We start from the raw sequence: 22,653 nt of genomic DNA, 5'->3' as shown, positions 1-22,653 counted from the left end.
GGGCCGCACCTTCACGGTCAAGACCTTCATCTGCGTGGGCGCGCTGTCGCTGATCACCGAAATGGGGCCGCGCCTCATCCACATCGACTACCTGCACCCGGCCTTTGCCGCCATTGCGGGTGGCCTGCTCATGGGCTCGGGCCTGCTGTTCCTGGCGCGCCACCGCTCCAGCCTGGGCGGCGCCACCATTGCCTCGCTCTACCTGCAGGACCGCTACGGCATCCGCGCCGGCAAGGTGCAGATGGCCATCGACTGCTGCGTGGTGCTGCTGGCGCTGTGGGTCGTGCCCTTCGAGCGCGTGGCCTGGTCGGTGCTGGCGGCCGTGATCATGGGCGTGTTCCTGGCCGTGAGCCACCGGCCCGGGCGCTACGCCGGGCAGTAGCCTCAGGGCGTCAGAGGCTGCCCATCGGGCGTGCGATAGCGGACCGTGATGCCGCTGTTGTCTGCGGCTGCCCCGTCATCGCTCATCGCATCGACGGCCTTGCCCACTCCCTTGCCGACGATTTTTGCCGTGCCCACAGCCGCATCCGCGGCCAGCCCCACGGCCGAGGCCGTGACGCTGACCGCCGTGGCCGTCACGGCCACCACGGTGCAGCCGGACAGCAGGGCGCTGGCGCACAGGCAAAGAAAAGCCCCCAGGGCCGGGGACCGTGAGGGCTTGCGGGACTTTGCAGACTTCATGATTGTCGTCCAACACACTGTGCGCAATCTTTGAAACCGGCAGAGCCTAAGTCAGGGACGCCGAGGAAGGGCCGCCCCGCACCGAGGGTGTCGTCCCCCTTCAGGGGGAAGGCGCGAAGCGACTCAGGGGGCATTTCAATGTATACGCATGCCGGGTGTGGCGCCTGGGAAAGGCTCCAGCACATAGATGCCGGGATTGCTTTTCTCATCGGCGTGGCTGGCTGCCAGCACCATGCCTTCGGAGATGCCGAACTTCATCTTGCGCGGCGCCAGGTTGGCCACCATCACGGTGAGCTTGCCCTGCAGCTGCTCGGGCTGGTACATGCTGGAGATGCCGGAGAACACGTTGCGTGTCTTGCCTTCGCCCACGTCCAGCGTGAGCTGCAGCAGCTTGGTCGAGCCTTCCACGGGCTTGCATTCCACGATCTTGGCGATGCGCAGGTCCACCTTGGCGAAGTCGTCGATGCTGATGGTTTCGGCAATCTCCTCGCCGCCGGGCAGGACCTTCTCGACCACGGGCTCGGGGGCCTCGAACAGGGCCTCCAGCTGATTGACGTCCACGCGCTGCATCAGGTGCTTGTACAGGCCGATGGCATGGCCGGCGCCCAGCAGGTTCTGTGCGTCGGCGAACTGCAGCGGCGCCACGTTCAGGAAGCCTTCCACCTGTTCGGCCACGGCCGGCAGGATGGGCTTCAGGTAGATGGTCAGCAGGCGGAAGGCCTCGATGCAGGTGGTGCACACGTCCTGCAGGCGGGCGTCCATGCCTTCCTGCTTGGCCAGCTCCCAGGGCTTGTTGGCATCCACGTATTCGTTGACGCGGTCGCACAGCTGCATGATTTCGCGCACGGCGCGGGCCGTGTCGCGGTTCTCGAAGGCCTGGACAACGGCCTCGCTCTGGCCGCGCAGCTGGGCCAGCAGGGCCTGGCCGTCTTCGCTGACCGTGCCCAGCTTGCCATCGAAGCGCTTGGCGATGAAGCCGGCCGCGCGCGAGGCGATGTTCACGTACTTGCCGATCAGGTCGGAATTGACGCGGGCCATGAAGTCATCGGGGTTGAAGTCGATGTCTTCATTCTTGCCGTTGAGCTTGGCGCCCAGGTAGTAGCGCAGCCACTCGGGGTTCATCTGCAGGCCCAGGTACTTGAGCGGGTCCAGGCCGGTGCCGCGGCTCTTGCTCATCTTCTCGCCGTTGTTCACGGTCATGAAGCCGTGCACGCAGATCTTGGTGGGCGTCTTGCGGCCGCTGAACTTGAGCATGGCGGGCCAGAACAGCGTGTGGAAGGTGATGATGTCCTTGCCGATGAAGTGGTACTGCTCCAGCGCGGGGTCGGCCATGTAGGCCTCGTAGTCCTCGCCACGGCGGTCCAGCAGGTTCTTGAGCGAGGCCAGGTAGCCCACGGGCGCGTCCAGCCAGACGTAGAAGTACTTGCCCGGCGCATCGGGGATCTCGATGCCGAAGTAGGGCGCGTCGCGCGAGATGTCCCAGTCGCCCAGGCCCTCGCTGGTCGTGCCGTCCGGGTTGGTGCGCACGCCGAACCATTCCTTGATCTTGTTGGCCACCTCGGGCTGCACATGCTGGCCGTCCTGGGTCCACTCGGTCAGGAACTCCACGCAGCGCGGGTCCGACAGCTTGAAGAAGAAATGCTCCGAGCTCTTGAGCACAGGCTTGGCGCCGGACAGCGCCGAGTAGGGATTGATCAGGTCGGTGGGCGCGTAGACGGCGCTGCAGACCTCGCAGTTGTCGCCGTACTGGTCCTTGGCATGGCAGCGCGGGCATTCGCCCTTGATGAAGCGGTCGGGCAGGAACATGTTCTTCTCGGTGTCGAAGAACTGCTCGATGGTGCGCGTCTCGATGAAGCCGGCAGCCTTCAGGTCCCTGTAGATCTGCTGGGCCAGCACGTGGTTCTCGGGCGCGTCGGTGTTGTGCCAGTTGTCGAAGGCGATGTGGAAGCCGTCCAGGTACTGCTTGCGGCCTGCGGCGATGTCGGCCACGAACTGCTGGGGCGTCTTGCCGGCCTTCTCGGCCGCAATCATGATGGGCGCGCCGTGGGCGTCATCGGCACCCACGAAGTTGACCGCGTTGCCCTGCATTCGCTGCGCACGCACCCAGGTGTCGGCCTGGATGTATTCCATGATGTGGCCGATGTGGAAGTTGCCGTTGGCGTACGGCAGGGCGGTGGTGACGAAGAGTTTGCGTGCGGTCATGGATGGCGGCTTTCTCGGGGGAACCTGACATTCTAGAAGGGCTGGGCGGTTGTGGGGCGGCGATGGCTTTTTGGCGCGCCTGCCGCGGTCCTTCGTCAAGGTGCGGCCGGGGCTTTTGCGTGACGGGAACGAAAACCATCCATGTTCTTCTTGGACGGCGAGACGGGTTCTTCTACTTGGGAGCAACGTCAGCCCGATGTGCTCGCCAAGTGCTGGTGGAATGCATTCTTCAATTCGTGATGATTGGTGTAGCCAAGGGTCTGCTCGCTCAGGATCCTGGCCAGGGACTCTTCGCTGGCCTGTATTCCGTTGATTTTCAAGACCGTGAAAATCAATGGAACGGGATGGGAGTAGTACTTGGGTCTTGCCAGGATGTCGTCCACCATGGCCGGGCCTGCTTCGAGTGCATTGAGAACGATGGGAAGGTAAGTGCCGTTGAGCAGAGCAAGCATTCGCTCGCATGCATTTTCAATGCCCTGTTCGGTCGTTGGCAGGTCAATGCAGGCGGCTTTTTCGCTGGTGGTCGACATGCTGTACACGAGACTCGCGTTTGCCAGGTTCGACGGGTAAGGAGGGGCCATTTGCGCGATTGCTGCCTGCAGTACGGGCTGCTCCACGAGGATGATGGCCTCATACGACCGGGTGTTGGTCAGATATTCAAAGTGAATGTTGGCAACGGCACCGGATTCTTTCCTGGTGATGTTGATTGTGTTCCTTGTGAACTTCGTGCCTGAAAGATGGGAAAGCTCTTTCTTCAGGAATTCAATCAGCCTTTTTTCGAAGTTCTTGCGCAGCTCGGCGGTGTTTTGCTTCATTTTTCTGATTGTTCAGATATTGAGAGGCCTGAAATCGCGGCGTCCTGTGCGCTTGGTAGGGAGGGTGCGCTTGCGGCCGGCACGCGCTGCCAGCCCAGGAACTGCTCTATGTCGCTGCGCCGCGCCAGCGCGTCGCGCCGGCCCAGGGCCATGAGTTCGCGGGTGAAGCTGCGCTCGAACAGCAGGTAGCTGGCCAGGGCGGCGCCGCGCGGGTCGCTGGCGTCCTGGCGCACGCCCAGGGCGCCCAGCAGGGTGCGCATGGGTAGCGGCAGCTGGCCCACATGGCGTGCGGCGATGGCGTCTATGCGCTCGGACGGCGAGATGACCAGCAACTGCAGCGGGCGCAGCCGGCTGCGTTCGCGGTCGGCGGGGGGGATCAGGGCCAGTGTCTGGTTGATGCGCTCGGCGCGCTCCACGTCCAGGGACAGGGCGTCCAGGAAGATGCTGGACAGCGTGTGGCCCGCGATGTGGGCCAGCGACGGGTAGCTTGCGCCTTCTGGCGGCGGCCTGGCCGGCGGCTCGGTGCGCCGGCCCGCGCCCACGACGAGGATGCGCTCGGCGCCCAGGTGGATGGCGGGCGCCAGCGGAGCGGTCTGGCGCATGGAGCCGTCGCCGAAGTATTCGGTGGCGCCGTCCAGCGGCAGCGGCGTGGCCGGAAAGATGAAGGGAATGGCCGAGGACGCCAGCAGGTGCGCGTGCGTGATCTGGGCGGCGGCGGCCTTGCGCTGGTTGCGCACCCAGGGCTGGAGCTGGTCCTGCGCCTGGCAGAAGGTCACGTGCTCGCTGGTGGTGTAGCTGGAGGCGGACACCGCCAGCGCACGCAGGTGGCCGTCCGCGATCAATTGCGGCAGGCGTTCCAGCGGAACCAGGCCGCGCGACAGCAGCCGGCCCAGGGGCTGGTTGTCCAGCAGCGAGCGCGGGCGCATGCGGCCCCAGCGCGCCAGGGCCCAGCCCAGCGACAGCAGGGTCAGCCAGCGCGCGCCGCTGCGCAGCACGCTCAGCGAGTCGGACAGGTAGATGTCCTCGGGCCGCAGGTTGCGCCAGATGCGCGACATGCGGCGCACGGCCCGGTCGAAATGGTCGCTGCCGCAGGCCAGGGCCGCCGCGTTGATGGCGCCGGCCGAGGTGCCGACCAGGATGGGGAAGGGATTGGGGCCATGCTGCTGGCCGCAGGCGCGGCGTATTTCGGCAATGGCCTCCAGCACGCCGGCCTGGTAGGCGGCGCGGGCGCCGCCGCCGCTGAGCAGCAGTCCGGTGCTGGGGGGAGGGAGGCTGGAGTCGGGTGAGGGCGCGGCATCGGGCATGCCTGGAGTGTGCCGCGCGCCGGCCGTCATCAGATCAGGGGATGACCCCGAAGGGATCAGGCCTTGGCCAGCAGGGAGCCCAGGTCCTTGCCGGAGATCAGGGCGATGCCCTGCTGCTTGGCCCAGGCGGCTGCATTCTCGGCCGGCGGCTGCAGCGACAGGTAGCAGACCGTGGCCGCATCGCGCGCCTGGCCTGCGGCCAGCAGGGCGCGCAGCGGCTCCATGCCGTGCACGCCGGCCTTCCAGCGCTTGGCGCTGGCCACGGTGGTGCTGCCTTCGCGTTCCAGCACGAAGTCGGCGCCGTCCTTGTCGGACAGGCGGGTCACGGTGTAGCCCTCGGCCTGCCAGGCGCGATCGAGCCGATCGGCGAACTCGCGCCAGCTTTGCTGGGCCGCAATCTCCAGGGCCTGCTCCACCTTGGCGGGGCTGGGCGCGCGCAGCTGGCGCCAGGCGGCAACGCAGCCTATGCCGAAGAAGGGCAGGGCGGTGATGGCGGCGAACGGCGCGATGTCCTTGGGCAGCAGCGCCGTGGACACCAGGGTCACCAGCGCGGCCAGCGCGATGCTGATCCACCAGCGCGAGCGCAGCAGGATCGCGAACAGGGAGTTGTGGGCCATCTTGAATTTCACGGGGCGGATCTTTCGCGGAAAAAGGCGGGAACAGGGGCCGCAAAGGCAGCAAGGCCCGCATTGTCTCGCGTGAGCGAGGGGATGGTGCCTTGGATAGACTATCCGGCTCTAGGAGTAATCAAAGCAATGGCAGTCACAGAACAAGCGCTCTTGGCCGCGCTCTCCAGCGTGCTCGACCCCCACACCGGCAAGGACTATGTGAGCACCCGCGCCCTGCGCAACCTGCAGGTCACGGGGGCCGACGTGGCCTTCGACGTGGAGATGGGCTATCCGGCGCAAAGCCTGGTGCCGGCGCTGCGCGGCCAGTTCGTCGCGGCGGCCAAGACCGTCGAGGGCGTGGGCAATGTCTCGGTCAACATCACGTCCAAGGTCGCCGCGCATGCGGTGCAGCGCGGCGTGCAGCTGCTGCCGGGCGTCAAGAACATCATCGCCATCTCGTCCGGCAAGGGCGGCGTGGGCAAGAGCACGACCACGGCCAACCTGGCGCTGGCGCTGGCCGCCGAGGGCGCGCGCGTGGGCATCCTGGATGCCGACATCTACGGCCCCAGCCAGCCCATGATGATGGGCATCTCGGGCCGCCCCGAAAGCCCCGACGGCAAGACCATGGAGCCCATGGAAAGCCATGGCGTGCAGGTCATGTCCATCGGCTTCCTGGTCAACAACGACCAGGCCATGATCTGGCGCGGCCCCATGGCCACGCAGGCGCTGGAGCAGATGCTGCGCCAGACCAACTGGAAGGATCTGGACTACCTGCTGGTGGACATGCCGCCCGGCACCGGCGACATCCAGCTGACGCTGGCCCAGCGCGTGCCCATGACGGGCGCCGTGGTCGTCACCACGCCCCAGGACATCGCGCTGATCGACGCCAAGAAGGGCGTGAAGATGTTCGAGAAGGTGGGCGTGCCCATCCTGGGCCTGGTGGAGAACATGGCGGCCCACGTCTGCACCAACTGCGGCCATGTGGAGCACATCTTCGGCGCCGAGGGCGGCAAGCAGATGGCGGCCGAGTACGGCATCGACTACCTGGGCGCACTGCCCCTGTCGCTGCAGATCCGCCTGCAGGCCGACAGCGGCAAGCCCACCGTGGTGGCCGAGCCCGACAGCGAAGCCGCGCAGATCTACAAGAAGGTGGCGCGCGACCTGGCCGTGAAGGTGGCGCTCAAGGCACGCGATTTCACGAGCAAGTTCCCCACCATCACGGTGAGCCAGGGAACCTGACCCTTCTGGCGCTGCCGGCATGAACCTGCTGACCTCGATGCGGTATCTGGCGGCGCTCAACGAGCACCGCCATTTCGGCCGCGCGGCGCTGGCATGCCACATCACCCAGCCGGCGCTGTCCAATGCGCTGCGCGCGCTGGAGGAGGAGTTCGGCACGGTCATCGTGCGCCGGGGCCGCTCGTTCGCGGGCTTCACGCCCGAGGGCGATCAGGTGCTGGCCACGGCCCTGGCCATGCTGCGGGCCGAGGAAGGCCTGCGCCAGGAACTGAGCGCCGCCGCCGGCGCGCTGCGCGGGCAGCTGCGCATGGCGGCCGTGCCCACGGCCATGCCCATGCTCACGCGATTTGCGGCCCTGCTGCGCGAGCACCATCCGGGCATCACGCCCGTGGTGCTGTCCATGAGCTCGGCCGAGATCGAGAGCGGGCTCGAAGACCTGTCGCTGGACCTGGCCCTGGGCTACAGCGCGCGCATGCCGCCGCGCGGCCCGCGCCTGCAGTCCTGGCCCCAGTACGAGGAGCACTACTACCTGCTGTGCCGCGAGTGCTGCGAGTGTCGCAATGAGCAGGGCGAGGGCCGGCCCTTTGCCTTTGGCGCCGACATCGCCTGGCGCGAAGTGGCCGGCATGCCGCTGTGCCTGCTCACCCCCGACATGCACAACCGCACGGTGATCGACGAGGCCTTCGCCGCCGTGGACATGGCCGTGCAGCCCGCCATGGAAACCAACTCCGTGCTGACCCTGGTGATGGCCGTGGCGCAAGGAACGGATGGCATGACCACCGTGCTGCCGGGCGCCATGGTGGCAACGGTGCGCCACATGCCAGGCCTGGTGGCGCGGCCACTGCGCTCGCCCGAACTGGTCACGCCCATAGGCTTCATGGCCCAGCAGGGCGTGGCGCCCACGCGCGCGCTGCAGGCGGCGCTGCAACTTCAGGACGACGCCGGTTGGCGTGCGCAGTGCCTGCGGCATGCGGGGGCGCTGAAAGACTAGGCGGGTTGTGCAGTCTCTGGCGTGGCGTTCGGCGCGGCATTCAGTGCGGCGCGCACCACGTCGGGCGTGAAGGGCGCGGCATAGAAGCGCCGGCCGGTGGCGTCGAACAGCGCATTGGCCAGCGCGGCCGGGCCGGGGACCGAGGCCGATTCGCCTGCGCCCATGGGGGGCTCGTCCTGGCGCGGCATCAGCACCACTTCGATGGGAGGCAGGTCGCGGAAGCCGATGATGGGGTAGCTGCCCCACTCGCGGCTGGCCACGCCTTGCGCATTGAAGGCGACCTTCTCCATCAGGCTGCGGCTCAGGGTCTGGATGACGTTGCCGTGGATCTGGTGGCGCACGCCGTCGGGGTTGACCATCATTCCCGTGTCCTGGCCCACGACTAGGCGCCGCACGGCGATGCGGCCGCTGGCGGGGTCCACGTCGATGTCGATGACCCAGGCGGCCCAGGCCGCGCCAAAGCCGGGAAAGCGGCTGTGGATGTAGCGCGCATAGGCCACGCCGCGCCCGTGCAGCAGGCCGTCGGCGCCGGGGCGGCCCCGGCTTCCCGGCTGGTTTTGCTGCCAGCCCGCGTGGCGTGCCGTGGCCTCGATCAGTTCGACGGCGCGCGGGTCATCGAGGTGGCGAACACGGTAGTCCACGGGGTCGGCGCCGGCCGCATGGGCCAGCTCGTCGATCATGCAATCGTGTGCAAAGGAATTGGGCAGGGCCGAGACGCCGCGCAGCCAGGACGAGCGCACGATGGGCGCCATGTCATGGCAGGTGATGCGCTGGCTGGCGTAGCGGTAGGGCGGCACGGCCGTGCGGTCGCCCATCTCCAGCGTGCGCGGCTCGCCCGGGATGCGGCCGGTGAGCAGCAGGGCCAGCAGCGGCGCGTCGTTGGAGGGGTAGCGCACGGCAAAGTCGTAGGCCAGCAGTTCGCCCCGGGCATCGATGGCCGCGCTCACGTCCATGAGCTGGGCCGTGCCCTTGGGCTCCCACTGGTGTTCCTGCTCGCGCGTGAGCTGCACGCGCACGGGCGCACCCACGGCCATGGACAGCAGGGCGGCGTCGGCGCAGACATCGTCGGCGCAGTTGCGGCCGTAGCAGCCGGCCGCCTCCAGGCGCACGATCTCGATGCGGTCCTCGCCCAATTGCAGCAGGCGGTCCAGGTCGGTGCGCAGCATGTGGGGGTTCTGCGTGCCGGCCCAGAGCTTGAGACGGCCCCCGCTGAAATCGGCCACGGCGCAGGACGGGCCGATGGAGGCATGCATCTGGTAGGGCCAGACGTAGCTGCGGCGCAGTTCGGTGGCCGCACCCGTGCCGACGCCCGCGAAGGCATCGTCCACAGTGCCCTGGTCCACCAGCGCACGGTGTTGGGCAGGATTGGCGCGGATGGCTGCGGCCAAGTCAGACAGATCGGGCGCCGGCGGCACGGCCTGCCATTGCACGCGCAGCGCGCGCATGGCGGCAATGGCCTGTTCCTCGCGGTCGGCGACCACGCCGACGAAGTCGCCCTCGGTGACCACCTGCACGTTGCCGGGCAGGTGGGCCACGGAGTCGCGCTCCACGGCCACCAGGCAGCGGCCGATGAAATCGCCGCCGTCGCGGCCCGGGTGCGGAGGGCGGATGACGCGGCCATGGCGCATGCCGGGCACGCGCACATCGTGCACAAAGCTCAGCTCGCCCGTGGCCTTGGCGGGGATGTCCACGCGCGCCGCGCCACGGCCGACGAGCCGGTATTCGCTGGCGGGCTTGAGCTTCACTTCCTGATCGGGCGGGGCCAGCGTCAGCTGCAGTTGCTGGCCGCGCAGCAGATCGCCATAGCCGAGTTCGCGGGCATCGCTGCCATCGGCAAAGCGCACCGCACCTTCGCGCGCCTGGAGCCGGTCCGCCGCCACGCTCCATCGCTGCGCGGCCAGCGCCAGCAGCTGCTCGCGCGCCTGGGCGGAGGCGCGGCGCAGCGGCACGGCCGAGATCTGGATGCTGGCGCTGGCAATGGTCGGGCCCTGGTTGGGCGCGGCGGCCGTGTGGCCCAGCACCATGTCCAGGCGCGCCAAAGGCACTTCGAGCTCTTCCGCCACGATCTGCGCCAGGGCCGTGCGTATGCCCGTGCCCAGGTCCACATGGCCGTTGAAGGCCAGGGCGCGCCAGCCCTGGGGCGCGGCATCGTCGGCCAGCACGGCCACGAAGACCTCGGGCGTGGATTGCACATAGTCGGTGGCCGTGCCGGGCTGGCCGGGCGCAGGGCGCGGCGGCGCCACGGGCTGGCGCACCACAAGCAGGGTGTCGGCGCGCGTGAGCAGCTGTGCGTGCAGGGCTTGGGGCTGGGGCAGGTTCATGGGGCGGTGTTCTTCGCGGGCACGCTCTCAGGCGTGCCCTGTGCATGTTATGCACTCCGGGGCCGGCTGCGCAGGACCGGCCCCATAGGCGCGTTGGCGCGGTGGGATCAACCTGCGGCGAGGGCGTCGGTGTCGGCGATGGCCTGGCCCAGCGGCATCACCGCCGCGTACTTCTGGGCCATGTCGAACAGATTGGCTTCGTGCGGGCCCAGGGCGCGGTCGCCGCAGCAGTCGGCCACGACCAGCGGGCGAAAGCCCGACTGCATGGCATCGACCACGCTGGCGCGCACGCAGCCGCTGGTCACGCAGCCGGCCACCAGCAGGGTCTGCACGCCGCGTTGGGCCAGCCAGGGTGCGAGCATGGTGCCGAAGAAGGCCGAGGGCGTGCTCTTGCGCACCACGTATTCGCCAGCGGCCGGGGCCAGCTGGGGCACGATGGCGCTGTTGGGGCTGTCTTCCTTCAGGGTCAGCATGCCGGGCACCTTCAGGCAGAAGATGTTGTGGTCGGCATCGTCGTCCGAGAACACGATGCGGCTGTGCGCCACGGGCCAGCCGCGCTCGCGCGCATGGGCCAGCAGGTGCTGCGTCTGCGCGATGGCTTCGGGGATGTTGCCGCCGCCGAAGACGGCCGGGTCGGCAAAGCCGTTGACGAAGTCGATGATGAGCAGGCCGAACGGGGCCTTGAGCGGCAGCGGCGTGCCGAAGCCCTGGCGTGCATAAACCGAGATGTCAGCAGAGATGTCGCCCTGCACGCCCTCGGTGGGAACGCTCTGCGCGCCGGTGGCCTGGCCGGTAGTTGTCGTGGTCATGCGATGTCCTTTCCTTGCTTGGACCTTTTGGCGGCGCGCGCCAGTCCTTCCTCGTCCTGCACCACGCCGTCGATGACCGTGGGCTTGCCGTCCAGCGCCACCGAGCAGTGGCGCATGGGAATGTCGATGTGGCAGGCCGTGGTGCGGCTGCCCCCGGCCTCGTTGTTGGGGCCCATGGACCACAGGAAGTTGCCCTCGAAGGCGCGGGCGTCCATGCCGATGTGGGTTTCCTTGTTGTAGTGGGCCAGCATGGACCAGTGGGCGCGCGGCTGCAGCCCCCAGCCGATGTGGGAGACGGCGTAGGCCTCGGGGTCCTCGTAGGAGGCCATGTACTCCTTGAGGATGTCGGCCTGCAGGCCGCCGCTGATGCGCGTGACGTAGCCCTTTTCGATGACGAGTTCGATGGGCTCGGTCACGTAGTCCTTCATGGGCAGCAGGATGTCGCCCCGGTCCAGCACCACGCGGCCGTTGCTCTCGCCCTCGTCGGGCCAGGTCAGCACGAAGCCGCTGGGCCAGTGGTCCCAGCGGCCGGGCTGGTCCACGAAGCCGTATTCGCAGATGGCCGGGAAGCTGCCCAGGCGGCAGCGCAGGTCGGTGCCCGCGGCCGAGGTGATGTGCATCTGCCCGGCCGCCTCGATCAGCTTGGACGCGGCCTGCACGCGCGCGCGGTCGCCCTCGGTGGGCACCAGGCGGCACAGCACCTCGGGCGGCTCCACGGCCAGCAGGATCTTGGTGCCGGTCTGCAGGATCTCGTGCTGCTCTGGCGAGAACAGCAGCGTCATCAGGTCCAGCACCAGGTCGCTGGCCTTGAGCGCGGCGATGGCGGCGGGGTTGCCGGTCAGCGGCGTCGTGCCCAGGTAGGCCAGCGAGTCGCGGCTCAGTGATTTTTCGGCATTGACGGGCGGCAGGTCCAGGCGGTTGACGCGCGCCCCCATTTCGCTGGAGGCGGCAATGGCGCAGCGCAGTGTCTGCGGGTGCGTGTCGGCGCCCGTGAGCACGGTGACGGTCTGGCCGGCTTCGAGCCGGGACAGTGTGAGCACCTGCTTCCAGGCGTGGATCAGATCGATATCGCTGACGGACATGGTCGGCTCCTTGGTGTCGCGATGGATGGGAGTGGGCTGCGGTTGGACATTCAGTCCACCCGCGCGCCGAGGAAATCGCCCAAGGCCACGTAGAACCCGGCCTCGTTGTCCCAGGGAATCATGTGGCCGGCATTGGGCACGCGCACATGCTCGGTCTGGGGTGCCAGGCCTTGCCACTCGGCCACGTCCTCGCTGCGCACCACGTCGCCGCGCTCGGCCGTGACCAGCAGCAGCGGGTGCTGGATGCGGGGCAGGTCGGCATGGATGTCGTCACGGCCGAAGTCCTCGAAGCTCTGCACGATGGCCGGCTCGTGGCAGGTGTGCAGCCACTGGGCGCGCAGCTGGCGCTGCTCTTCGGTCCAGGTGGGGCAGAAGGCGCGCATGGCCTCGGCATCCATGCCCAGCGTGGCCTGGCGGATGGAGTCCACATACCAGGGCAGGGCGGCCGGGTAGGCGCGGCGGCCGGGGCCGGAGACCGGCGGATCGACGATGACCAGGCGCGTGAGCCCCACCGGCTGGCTGCGCGCGGCGCGCACGGCGATGCGCCCGCCCATGGAGTGGCCGACCAACGCCCAGCGCTGCAGGCCCAGGGCCTGGGCGAAGGCGGCCACGTCGGCGGCCTGGGCATCGAGGCTGTAGTCCAGGCCCGGGCCGGAGGACGACAGGCCGCGCCCGCGCACATCGAGCACATAGGTGTCGAACTGGCGGCCCAGGTGCTCGGCCACGAAGCCCCAGGTCACGGCCGGGCTGGTGATGCCGGGGATCAGGATGACGGCGTCGCGCTGCGCGCGTTCGCCCTCGGCGCCGCCGTAGCGCAGGTAGTGCTGGCGGATGCCGTTGGCGTGGACGTTGCCGCCGTAGCGGAATGTGCTGGGGGTGCTGGAGGTGCTCGTCATGCGTGTGTTCCTCAGGCCTTGGCTGCGCTGGTGCCGGTGTCGTAGGGATAGGCGCCTGACAGCAGCGCACCCGCGCCCGGCACCACGGGGTCCAGCCCCAGTTCCTTGAGGATGGCATAGGTGGTGGCGATGGAGGCGGTCAGCACGGGCTTGCCGGTCTGGGCCTCGACCTGGGCCACGGCCGGCAGCGAGGGCATCTGCACGCAGGCCGACAGCACGATCACGTCGGCGTCGGCGTAGTTCATGCCGGCCACGATACCGGGCAGCTTGGCGGGGTCGTGGCGGCCCACGTCCAGGTTGTCGGGGATCTCCAGCGCGCGCCAGTCCACGATCTCGAAGCCTTCGGCGGCCACGTAGTCCATGACCAGCTGGGTCAGCGGAATCATGTAGGGCGCCACCAGGGCGATCTTCTTGGCGCCCATGACCTTGAGCGCTTCCACCAGCGCGCCGGCGCTGGTGATCACCGGGGCGGTGGCGCCATTGCTGGCCGTGCGCTCGGTCAGGCGCTGCTGCGAGACGCGGTGGTAGCCCTTGCCCATGGCCATGATGGCCACTAGGCAGGCATAGCCCAGCACGTCCACGCGCGCGTCGCTCAGCTCCAGCGCGCAGCGGTCGCTTTCGGCGTCCATGGCGGCCAGTTCCTCCTTCTGCACCTTCTTCATGCGCATGCGGCTGGAGTGGAAGGTGAAGCGGTCCTGCGGGCGCAGCGTGGAGTGGGCCTGCAGCATGGCCGGCACCTCGGTCTCCATGGTGGTGTTGGAGCTGGGGACGATCTGGCCGATGCGGAACGTTTTGGTCATGGACTTGCCTTTGCGAAGTTTCGAGGGTTTCTGATCAGAATCAACTGAGTGTGTACGCTTTATTCTTGCAAAAGACGTGCCGCCTTGCAAATGAGAATTTTCTCGGGGTTTGTACTGATTTGGTGCAGAAATTGCACCAAAAATGGCGAACTTCAATTTATTCTGCCGCCCTATGGTGCATGCGTCGATTTGAAAAATTCAAGCGCATACACCTGAATTAAGTGTTTTTGTTGCCTGGCACGCTTCCTGCTTTACACCCTGCAAGGACGCGCCGAAGCAACGGTTGCCCCGTCTGGCTTTCAACATTCCTGCAAGGAGAAAACTGTGTCTCAATCCCCTCGAATCGCCGTTGTCGGCGCCGGTCTCGGCGGGGCTGCAGCTGCCAAGCTGCTGCTCCAGGAAGGCTTCAATGTCCGCGTCTATGAGCAGGCGCCCAGCTTCTCGCGCCTGGGAGCCGGCATCCACGTCGGGCCCAATGTGATGAAGATCCTGCGCCGCATCGGCATCGAGGACGCGCTCAACGAGCAGGGCTCCCATCCCGACTACTGGTACAGCCGCCATTGGCAGACGGGCGACGTGCTGGCCCAGATCCCGCTGGGCGACTACGCCGTCAAGGAATACGGCGCCAGCTACCTGACCGTGCACCGTGGCGACTTCCATGCGCTGCTGGTCGAGGCCCTGCCCGACAGCGTGATGGCCTACGGCAAGTTCCTGACCAAGGTGGAGGACCGCGGCAACGTGGTGGTCATGCACTTTGCCGACGGCACGACCGAGGAGGCGGACATCGTCATCGGCGCCGATGGCGTGAACTCCCGCATCCGCGAGGAACTGCTGGGCCCGGAGCTGCCCAAGTACGCGGGCTACCTGGCCCACCGCGCCGTGTTCCCCACGCCCGAGGTCAAGGCCGGCATGCTGCCCTTCGACGCCTGCGTGAAGTGGTGGAGCGATGACCGCCACATGATGACCTACTTCGTCACCGGCAAGGCCGACGAGCTGTACTACGTGACCGGCGTGCCCGTCGAGAAGTGGGACCTCAACGACCGCTGGCTGCCCAGCAGCAAGGAAGAGATGCGCGAGGCCTTCTCGGGCTGGCATCCCACCGTGCAGGCACTGATCGACGCCACCGTGGAAGTGACCAAGTGGTCGCTGCTCGAGCGCGATCCGCTGCCGCTGTGGAGCCGTGGCCGCCTGGTGCTGCTGGGCGATGCCTGCCACCCCATGAAGCCCCACATGGCCCAGGGTGCGGCCATGGCCATCGAGGACGGCGCCATGCTGGCGCGCTGCCTCAAGGAAGTCGGCGCGCACAACCATGAGCTGGCCTTCGCCCTGTACGAAGCCAACCGTGCCGAGCGCGCCAGCAAGGTGCAGCGCATCTCGCACGACAACACCTGGCTGCGCACCAACGAAGATCCGTCCTGGTGCTTCGGCTACGACGTGTTCAACGTGCCCCTGGTCGAGCCCAAGGTCAAGGCAGCGGCCTGATACTCGCTGCCTTGCCGGACGAGGGGAGGGGAGGGAATCCCCCCCCTCCTGTCCGGCCGCAGAACGCCGACATCCTGAACCGCAGCCAAGTTGCAAGAGCCTCGTCCCATGGGAACCCCAGTCCATCCAAGCAGTACCCCCAGCCCCATCCGCCTGCAGGTCAATGCACGCGCATGCGAGGTGCCGGCAGCGCCCGGGACGGCGCTGCTGCATGTGCTGCGCAATGACCTGGAGCTGAACGGGCCCAAGTACGGCTGCGGCCTGGGCGAATGCGGCGCCTGCACGGTGCTGATCGATGGCGTGGCCGCGCGTTCCTGCGTGATCCCCGTGCGGGCGGCCGTGGGCCGCGAGGTCACCACGCTGGAAGGCCTGGGCTCGCGCCAGTGCCCCGGCCCCACGCAGCAGGCCTTCATCGACTGCCAGGCGGCCCAGTGCGGCTACTGCCTCAACGGCATGATCATGACCGTGGAGGCCCTGCTGCGCCGCAACCCCAATCCGACCGAGCAGGAGCTGCGCAACGAGCTGCACCACAACCTGTGCCGCTGCGGCACGCATGTGGAAATCATGCAAGCCGCCCTGCGCGCCGTGCAGCTGCGTGCGCAACGCGCCGCGCTGCAGGCACCCTCCGGTTTTCCATCTTCCAGCGCGGGCGAGGTCCAGCCATGAGCCCGGCCGGCCACACACCCGCCCTGCCTTCCGACCTGCTGCACGGCCTGGCACTGCGCCCGCCCGTCGCGGCCTGGGACGGTCTGCGCTACCGGGGCAGCGTGCCCCTGCATGCACGGCTGCAGGACGCCCAGGCCATGGCCGGCGTGGTGGCCGCGGTGCAGCGCGGGCATTTTCTGGGTGTGGTGGCCGTGGCGCCTGTCCATGCCCGGCAGGCCGCTGCCAGCCTGGCCCCTGCCTGGGATGACCGGCAGGAAGCCAGGGCCGCCAGCGCGCCCCGTGCTGCCGACAGAGCCGACAGAGCCGACAAGGCTGGCAAGGCCGACCTGCCCGATGCCGGCCGCTATGTCTGGCGCATGGCGGCGCCCGTGTCTTGCGAGGGTGCCGCACGCGCAGCCGTGTGGTGCCTGGACGGCCATGCCAGCGTCTGGCTGCCGCCCTGCGACGCGGATGTGCGGCAGATGATCGGCCGTGAACTGGCCGCATTGCTGCAATGCCCCGAGTCCGCGCTGAGGCTGTTCAGCCTGCCGGCCACGGCGGCCGGCACCCCGCATGTGCTGGATCTCATGGACGCAGCGGCCGATGCGGCCCTGCTGTCCCAGGCCGTGGGCCGGCCTGTCAGCGTGGCCTGCGAGGCCTGGACTGCTGCGGGCAGCGCAGACAGCCGGGAGCTGGTGCTGCGCGTGGATGCGCAGCCCTCGCAAGGGCTTGAAGCCGACACGGCGGTGCAGCCTCAGCCGGGCAATGCATCGCCGCAGCCAGACCTGCTGCTGTCCGACACGCCCTGGGCCGTGCGCCCCAGCATGGCGCGCCTGCTGAGCCAGCCCGAGCTGGCGCGCGCCGCGGCCCTGGCCACCGTGCTCGATGCCGGCGAAGTGCATGAACGCAGGCTGGCCGCCAGCCTGCGGCATGCCGGCGTCGATGATCTGAATGCCGCCCAGGTCTTTGCCCGCGAAAGCCACTGGCATGAGCAGGCCCTGGACCAGGGCCGTGATCCGCTGCAATGGCGGCTGCAGCACCTGCCCGAAGGCCCGGTGCGCGATCTGGCCCGGCAGGTGGCCGAGCGTGCGCAGGCATCGCAGCAGGCACCGTCCCACCAGGGCGCCGATGGCCGCCTGCTGGGCCGGGGCTTTGCCACCGCCCAGCTGCAGACCCTGGATGCGCAGGGCGCCGATCTCCATGCCTGGAGCGCCTGGGTGGCCGAGGTGGCCGTGCACCCGCAAACGGGCGAGATCGAAGTGACCCGCGTCGTGGCCGGCCATGACAGCCGCAGCCTGCAAGCGGCGCAGGCCGCCAGCACGCGGCCCGAGATCGTCCAGCAGGACCCGCAACTGCTGGCCGACGCGCGCCGGCTGCTGGGCGCGGCCCCCGCTTTTGACGACTGGGCAGGGTCCACAGCTTCCGCTGCTTCTTTCGATGTGATCGCCAAGCCCGGCTCCGACCTGGCGCAGCATGCGCCCGGCGATGTCGCGGTCATCCGCCAGGGCGATCTGGCGCTGGATGGCGTGGCCACGCTGCCCGCCGCCGCCGCCATTGCCAACGCCATTCACCATGCGACAGGCGTGCGCCTGCGCGAAGTGCCCTTCCAGCCCGAGCAGTTGCGCCTGGCGCTGGCGGGCGAGGGGGCGGGCAGGCCCGGTGCGGCGCGGCCCGGCCGTGGCTGGGGCTGGCTGGCCGCAGGCGCCGCAGGCCTTGCCGGCATGGCCGCCATGGCCTGGCCGCTGAAGCCGGCCCTGCCGCTGACCGACGGACCCGATGTTTCCCTGTACTCGCCGCAGGCTCTGGAGCGCGGCCGCCTGGTGGCGGCTGCGGGCGACTGCGTGGTTTGCCACACGGCCCCGGGCGGCGCGGCCAATGCCGGCGGCTTCGGGCTGGAGACGCCGTTCGGCACCATCTACTCCACCAACATCACGCCCGACAACGAAACCGGCATCGGCCGCTGGTCCTACGCGGCCTTCGAGCGCGCCATGCGCCACGGCATCCACCAGGACGGGCGCCAGCTGTATCCGGCCTTCCCGTACACGGCCTTCGCCAAGCTCAGCGATGGCGACCTGCAGGCCCTCTACGGCTACCTGATGTCCCAGCCCGCCGTGAAGGCCAAGGCGCCCGAGACGCAGCTGGCCTTCCCCTACAACCTGCGCCCGGCCATGGCGGGCTGGAACCTGCTGTTCCACGACGCCACTCCCTTCAAGGCCGACCCCGCGCGCAGCGCCGAATGGAACCGGGGCGCCTACCTGGTCGAAGGCGCGGGCCACTGCGCGGCCTGCCACTCGCCGCGCAATGCGCTGGGTGCCGAAAAGACCGGCATCCACTACCTGGGCGGCGGCGAGGCCGAAGGCTGGACGGCGCCCGCGCTCAATCAACTGGCCGGCGGCAAGCTGCCCTGGAGCCGCGAAGAGCTGTACCAGTACCTGCGCACCGGCTTCTCGGCCCGCCACGGTGTGGCGGCCGGCCCCATGGCGCCCGTCATCCACGGCCTGGCCCAGTTGCCCGAAGCCGATGTGCGCGCCATGGCCACCTATCTGATGGAACTGCCGGGCCAGGCCCCTCAGGCTTCCCAGGCTGCCCCTGCCATGTCGCCACCGGCGCCGGCCGCCGTGCAGGCGGTGGCGCCTGCGGCACCACCTGCCAGGGCCCTGGACCGCCACGCCAATGGCGAACGCATCTACCAGAACGCCTGCGCCGTCTGCCATGAGGCGGGCAGCGGTCCCACATTGTTCGGCGTCAAGCCGCAGCTGGCTTTGAACACCAACCTGCACGCGGACAGCCCCGACAACCTGGTCCAGGTGATCCTGAACGGCATACAGGCGCCGGCCGACGATGCGCTGGGCTACATGCCCGGCTTCGGGGACAGCCTGGACGACAGGCAGATCGCGGACCTGCTCGGATATTTGCGCGAACGATTTGCACCGGAGGAAAAAGCTTGGCCAGACGACACGAAGACGATTAACCGGCTGCGCATGCAGGCACAGGCGCATGCGCACTGAGGGCGGCAATGGGCAGCAATGGGCGGCGGCATGGGCGATGCCGCGGATATGGACACCTTGCCCTGGAATCTCTCCAGGGCCTGGGTCCTGACATCTGATGCTGGGGACGGGTGATGGGCAACAACGGGCGGTGCTGTCGATGTGCAGCCTGTCCGCAATGCGCCCATCGCCCGGATGCAGAGACCGACATCCGGAAATTTTTCATCGGGCCATGGAGATGGCGCCGAGGGAGCGGTTCGCTCCGGATGTGTGAAGGGTGGAAGGCACGGCAGGAGACGGCAACACAAGCTGAACGGCCTTGCCTGGGAAAAGACAGATTCAACAATTGCGATGGCTAGAAAAGGAGTCCCTGCATGTCATCTACATACATTTCGGTGGAAAAAGGCATCCAGACAGCGGGTGTCGGCAAGTTCCAATATCGGCTGTTCGTCATCTTCGGGCTGGTCTGGCTGGCCGATGCCATGCAGGTGCTGTCCATCGGCTTCAGCGCGCCGTCCATTGCCAAGACCTTCGGCAAGACCGTGCCCGAGGCGCTGCAGACCGGCACCTTCTTCTTCATCGGCATGCTGATCGGCGCCTTCGTCTTCGGCCGCCTGGCCGACCGCATCGGGCGCCGCCCGGTGCTGATGATGGCCGTGGTGATCGACGCCTTTGCGGGCGTGGCCTCGGCCTTTGCGCCCGAGTTCGCCTGGCTGCTGGTGCTGCGCTTCATCACCGGCATCGGCGTGGGCGGCACGCTGCCCGTGGACTACACCATGATGGCCGAGTTCCTGCCCAGCGACCGCCGCGGCCGCTGGCTGGTGCTGCTGGAATCGTTCTGGGCCGTGGGCACCATCTTCCTGGCCATCCTGGCGCTGGTGGCCGTGTCCTGGGGTGACGATGCCTGGCGCGTGATCTTCTTCGTGACCGGACTGCCGGCGCTGATCGGCGTGGTGCTGCGCTTCTACATCCCCGAGTCGCCCATGTTCCTCAACCGCAACGGCAAGTCCGAAGAGGCCCGCAAGGTGCTGCAGCGGGTGGCCAAGGTCAACGGCACCACGGCGGACATCCCCGCCCTGCAGCCTGAAAAGCAGGAGCGCAAATCCATCCTCGCGCTGTTCAACGGCGACCTGCGCCGCCGCAGCCTCTCGCTGTTCCTGGCCTGGGCGCTGATCTCCATCGCCTACTACGGTGTCTTCGTCTACCTGCCTGTCAAGCTCAGCAGCGAGGGCTTCGCCTTCATGCGCGGCCAGGTCTTCCTGGTGGTGCTGGCCCTGGTGCAACTGCCCGGCTTTGCACTGTCGGCCTATGGCGTGGAGCGCTGGGGCCGCAAGCCCACGCTGATCGGCTTTTTGCTGCTCAGCGCCGTCGGCTGCATGTTCTACAGCCTGGGCTCGTCGCCCTTCGTGGTCATCGGCTCCACCCTGCTGATGAGCTTCTCGCTGCTGGGCACCTGGGGCGCGCTGTATGCCTTCACCCCCGAGGTCTACCCCACCGACCTGCGTGCCAGCGGCATGGGCATGGCCGGCGCCGTGGCGCGCTTCGGCGGCCTGTTCGCCCCGGCCATCATTGCGCCCATCATGGCCACCCACTTCACACTGGCCCTGGCCGTGCTGTCCGCCATGCTGGTGGGCGGTGCCCTGTCGATCTGGGCCGTGGATGTGGAATCGCGCAACCGGGCGCTGGATTGATGACGGCCTGAGCTGACTGAAAGGTCGGTTCAGCAAAAAGGCCAGAAGGATTTGTCCTTCTGGCCTTTGTTTTTGGGGAGGCTGCAACGGCTCAATCCGCCTCGCCACCTTCCAGCATCTTCTTGAGCAGAAAATCCAGCGCCAGGCGCTCGGCCGGATTGAGCTTGCCGTAGGTGCTTTCGGTGATCTGCTTGGCGAAGGGCTCCATGTCGCGCACCAGGTCCTGGCCGGCCTCGGTGAGGTTGATGACGACCTTGCGGCGGTCGATGCGGTCATGGTCCACCTGCACCAGTTCGCGCTGCTTGAGCCGGTCCACCACGCCGCGGATGGTGGCCTGGTCGATCACGGTGGCCTTGACGATGTCGGCCAGCGAGCTGCCGCTGTTGTCGCGCACGGAGCACAGCACCACGAATTGCGCAGCCGTGAGCTGCGAGTCGGGAATGTATTGCTGGAAGAGTGCAGTGTGGCGCTGATAGACACGCCGCAGCAGGTGGCCGATCTGGTCTGAAAAATGATAGCCATCCTGTGGCGTCATGGCTGATGGCGGGTGGTTCATGGTGCGCGTGAGCTTATCAAAATTCACACCAAATACCGTGTGATTTGCGACAAGCCGGGCGCATTTGCCAAGTGGCGCAAACCCGCGCTGGCTGCGGCATCCGCAAGACCTGTGGCAGCAGGCGCAGCACTGCCCGGCGGCTCATTTGCCGATTGAATGGCGCAATCATCCGTTTGAATTTGACGGCTTGCCCGGCAGGCCTTGAAATGGCATGAGAGACAAAGCGCCAGCGGACCGGACCGCGCCGCTCCCCACAACGAAAGCCAGCAGGGACACCCATGCCAGCCACACAAGGGAAGATCATTCCCATTGCCGTCCTCAATGCCGCTGTTGCCAACAGCGCACTCGGCGGCCATGAGCGCGAGGCCGTCGAGCACGCCATTGCCGTCCATGCCCGGCGCCCCGGCCCCCTGATCGAGTTGCTGCACGCCGTGCAGGACATGCTGGGCCATATCCCCGAAGCCGCCGTGCCGCGCATTGCCGATGCGCTGAACCTCTCGCGTGCCGAGGTGCATGGCGTCATCTCCTACTACCCCCATTTCCGCAGCACGCCAGCGGGCCGCCATGTGCTGCAGGTCTGCCGCGCCGAGGCCTGCCAGTCGCGCGGTGCGGACGCGCTGCTGGCCCACGCAGGCCAGGCGCTGGGCTGCGGATCGAGTGGGCACGGGCACGGGCATGGGCATGCAACCAGTGCCGATGGCGCCGTCACGCTGGAATCGGTCTACTGCCTGGGCCTGTGCGCGTCATCGCCTGCCGTGATGCTCGATGGCCAGCCCCATGCGCATGTCTCGGCCAATGGGCTGGATGCACTCATCGCGCAATGCCGCCAGCCGGAGCAGGCCGGCGAGCCGGTGGCCCAGCCTGCGCATGCAGGGGCGGGGGCAGGCCCCGGCGTGCGCGTCTATGTGCCCCGCGATGCCGCCGCGCTGGCCGTGGGCGCTGACGCCGTGGCCGGCGCCCTGCAGCGCGAGTGCGCGGCGCGCGGCCTTCAGGTGCAGATCGTGCGCAACGGCTCGCGCGGCCTGCTGTGGCTGGAGACCCTGGTGGAGGTCGAGACGCCCGAAGGCCGCGTGGCCTACGGCCCGGTCACGGCCGATGCGGTGCCGGGCCTGATCGATGCCGGAATGCTGCAGGGCGGCAGCCATGCGCTGTGCCATGGACTGACCGAGGCCATTGCCTACCTGGCGCGCCAGGAGCGCCTGACCTTTGCGCGCGTGGGCGTCATCGACCCGCTGAACCTGGCCGACTATGCAGCCCATGGCGGCTGGCAGGGGCTGGAGCGCGCGGCGCGCATGGAGCCCGCGGCCATCGTGCAGGAGGTGCTGGATTCGGGCCTGCGCGGCCGTGGCGGTGCGGCGTTCCCGGCCGGCATCAAGTGGAAGACCGTGGCCGCCGCAGCGGGGCCGCAAAAGTACATTGCCTGCAACGCCGACGAGGGCGACTCGGGCACCTTCGCCGACCGGCTGCTGATGGAAGGCGATCCCTACACGCTGATCGAAGGCATGGCCATCGCTGGCCTGGCCGTGGGCGCCACGCAGGGCCTGGTC

At 68.2% G+C, this 22,653-nt stretch carries 19 protein-coding genes; 8 read left to right on the top strand and 11 right to left on the bottom strand.

The features are described from left to right. On the top strand, positions 1 to 382 hold a 382-nt coding region (locus JHD82_RS24320; RefSeq protein ID WP_199139234.1), incomplete at its 5' end, for a YitT family protein. A gap of 2 nt (positions 383 to 384) precedes the next feature. On the opposite strand, the gene JHD82_RS24315 is transcribed toward JHD82_RS24320, so the two are convergent. The 5 genes from JHD82_RS24315 to JHD82_RS24295 form a co-directional block, all read right to left on the bottom strand. Then, positions 385 to 681, bottom strand: a complete 297-nt coding sequence (locus JHD82_RS24315; protein WP_016449040.1) for a hypothetical protein — start codon at positions 679 to 681, stop codon at positions 385 to 387. A gap of 135 nt (positions 682 to 816) precedes the next feature. Next, complete coding sequence (metG, locus tag JHD82_RS24310; RefSeq protein ID WP_199139232.1) at positions 817 to 2,883, bottom strand: methionine--tRNA ligase; 2,067 nt, start codon at positions 2,881 to 2,883, stop codon at positions 817 to 819. Between the two features lie 188 nt (positions 2,884 to 3,071). Next, positions 3,072 to 3,698: a hypothetical protein gene (locus tag JHD82_RS24305; RefSeq protein ID WP_199139223.1), complete on the bottom strand. Its 627-nt coding sequence runs from the start codon at positions 3,696 to 3,698 to the stop codon at positions 3,072 to 3,074. Next, positions 3,695 to 5,002 carry a patatin-like phospholipase family protein gene (locus JHD82_RS24300; RefSeq protein WP_199139221.1) on the bottom strand — a complete coding sequence of 436 codons (1,308 nt, stop codon included), beginning with the start codon at positions 5,000 to 5,002 and terminating at the stop codon, positions 3,695 to 3,697. Before JHD82_RS24300 ends, JHD82_RS24305 begins: the two co-directional genes overlap by 4 nt. A gap of 56 nt (positions 5,003 to 5,058) precedes the next feature. Beyond that, entirely contained in the window at positions 5,059 to 5,619 is a 561-nt protein-coding gene (locus JHD82_RS24295) for a restriction endonuclease (RefSeq protein WP_199139236.1), read from the bottom strand. Positions 5,620 to 5,757: 138 nt separating this feature from the next. Here JHD82_RS24295 and apbC point away from each other — a divergent pair, with 138 nt between their 5' ends. Next, on the top strand, positions 5,758 to 6,849 hold the full coding sequence (apbC, locus tag JHD82_RS24290) for an iron-sulfur cluster carrier protein ApbC (RefSeq protein ID WP_012203771.1): 1,092 nt from the start codon (positions 5,758 to 5,760) through the stop codon (positions 6,847 to 6,849). A 19-nt stretch (positions 6,850 to 6,868) separates the two neighbouring features. Beyond that, positions 6,869 to 7,837 carry a LysR family transcriptional regulator gene (locus JHD82_RS24285; RefSeq protein ID WP_199139219.1) on the top strand — a complete coding sequence of 323 codons (969 nt, stop codon included), beginning with the start codon at positions 6,869 to 6,871 and terminating at the stop codon, positions 7,835 to 7,837. Here JHD82_RS24285 and JHD82_RS24280 read toward each other — a convergent pair. The 5 genes from JHD82_RS24280 to JHD82_RS24260 form a co-directional block, all read right to left on the bottom strand. Further along, positions 7,834 to 10,158: a molybdopterin cofactor-binding domain-containing protein gene (locus tag JHD82_RS24280; RefSeq protein ID WP_199139217.1), complete on the bottom strand. Its 2,325-nt coding sequence runs from the start codon at positions 10,156 to 10,158 to the stop codon at positions 7,834 to 7,836. The two genes, JHD82_RS24285 and JHD82_RS24280, sit on opposite strands and share 4 nt — an antisense overlap. 107 nt (positions 10,159 to 10,265) lie before the next feature. After that, positions 10,266 to 10,967: an N-carbamoylsarcosine amidohydrolase gene (locus JHD82_RS24275; RefSeq protein WP_199139215.1), complete on the bottom strand. Its 702-nt coding sequence runs from the start codon at positions 10,965 to 10,967 to the stop codon at positions 10,266 to 10,268. After that, complete coding sequence (locus JHD82_RS24270; protein ID WP_012203775.1) at positions 10,964 to 12,049, bottom strand: hypothetical protein; 1,086 nt, start codon at positions 12,047 to 12,049, stop codon at positions 10,964 to 10,966. Before JHD82_RS24270 ends, JHD82_RS24275 begins: the two co-directional genes overlap by 4 nt. 50 nt (positions 12,050 to 12,099) lie before the next feature. Further along, complete coding sequence (locus JHD82_RS24265; RefSeq protein ID WP_074923075.1) at positions 12,100 to 12,945, bottom strand: alpha/beta fold hydrolase; 846 nt, start codon at positions 12,943 to 12,945, stop codon at positions 12,100 to 12,102. Positions 12,946 to 12,956: 11 nt separating this feature from the next. Beyond that, positions 12,957 to 13,745: an Asp/Glu racemase gene (locus JHD82_RS24260; RefSeq protein ID WP_012203777.1), complete on the bottom strand. Its 789-nt coding sequence runs from the start codon at positions 13,743 to 13,745 to the stop codon at positions 12,957 to 12,959. A 324-nt stretch (positions 13,746 to 14,069) separates the two neighbouring features. On the opposite strand from JHD82_RS24260, the gene JHD82_RS24255 reads away from it, so the two are divergent. From JHD82_RS24255 to JHD82_RS24240, 4 genes are all read left to right on the top strand, one after another. Then, on the top strand, positions 14,070 to 15,227 hold the full coding sequence (locus tag JHD82_RS24255; protein WP_016449030.1) for an FAD-dependent monooxygenase: 1,158 nt from the start codon (positions 14,070 to 14,072) through the stop codon (positions 15,225 to 15,227). A 108-nt stretch (positions 15,228 to 15,335) separates the two neighbouring features. Beyond that, on the top strand, positions 15,336 to 15,893 hold the full coding sequence (locus JHD82_RS24250) for a (2Fe-2S)-binding protein (protein WP_012203779.1): 558 nt from the start codon (positions 15,336 to 15,338) through the stop codon (positions 15,891 to 15,893). Continuing rightward, positions 15,890 to 18,880, top strand: a complete 2,991-nt coding sequence (locus tag JHD82_RS24245) for a cytochrome c (RefSeq protein WP_199139213.1) — start codon at positions 15,890 to 15,892, stop codon at positions 18,878 to 18,880. Before JHD82_RS24250 ends, JHD82_RS24245 begins: the two co-directional genes overlap by 4 nt. Before the next feature lie 353 nt (positions 18,881 to 19,233). Beyond that, on the top strand, positions 19,234 to 20,550 hold the full coding sequence (locus JHD82_RS24240; RefSeq protein WP_013803891.1) for an MFS transporter: 1,317 nt from the start codon (positions 19,234 to 19,236) through the stop codon (positions 20,548 to 20,550). 91 nt (positions 20,551 to 20,641) lie between these two features. Here JHD82_RS24240 and JHD82_RS24235 read toward each other — a convergent pair whose 3' ends face one another. After that, on the bottom strand, positions 20,642 to 21,085 hold the full coding sequence (locus JHD82_RS24235) for a MarR family winged helix-turn-helix transcriptional regulator (protein ID WP_016449026.1): 444 nt from the start codon (positions 21,083 to 21,085) through the stop codon (positions 20,642 to 20,644). Between the two features lie 299 nt (positions 21,086 to 21,384). On the opposite strand from JHD82_RS24235, the gene JHD82_RS24230 reads away from it, so the two are divergent. Further along, a partial coding sequence (locus JHD82_RS24230; protein WP_199139211.1) for a formate dehydrogenase subunit gamma occupies positions 21,385 to 22,653 on the top strand: 1,269 nt, incomplete at its 3' end.

Source organism: Delftia sp. ASV31 (assembly GCF_016428765.1).
In the GTDB taxonomy this organism is placed as follows: domain Bacteria; phylum Pseudomonadota; class Gammaproteobacteria; order Burkholderiales; family Burkholderiaceae_C; genus Comamonas; species Comamonas acidovorans.
This window is presented reverse-complemented; position numbering and strand designations above follow the sequence as displayed.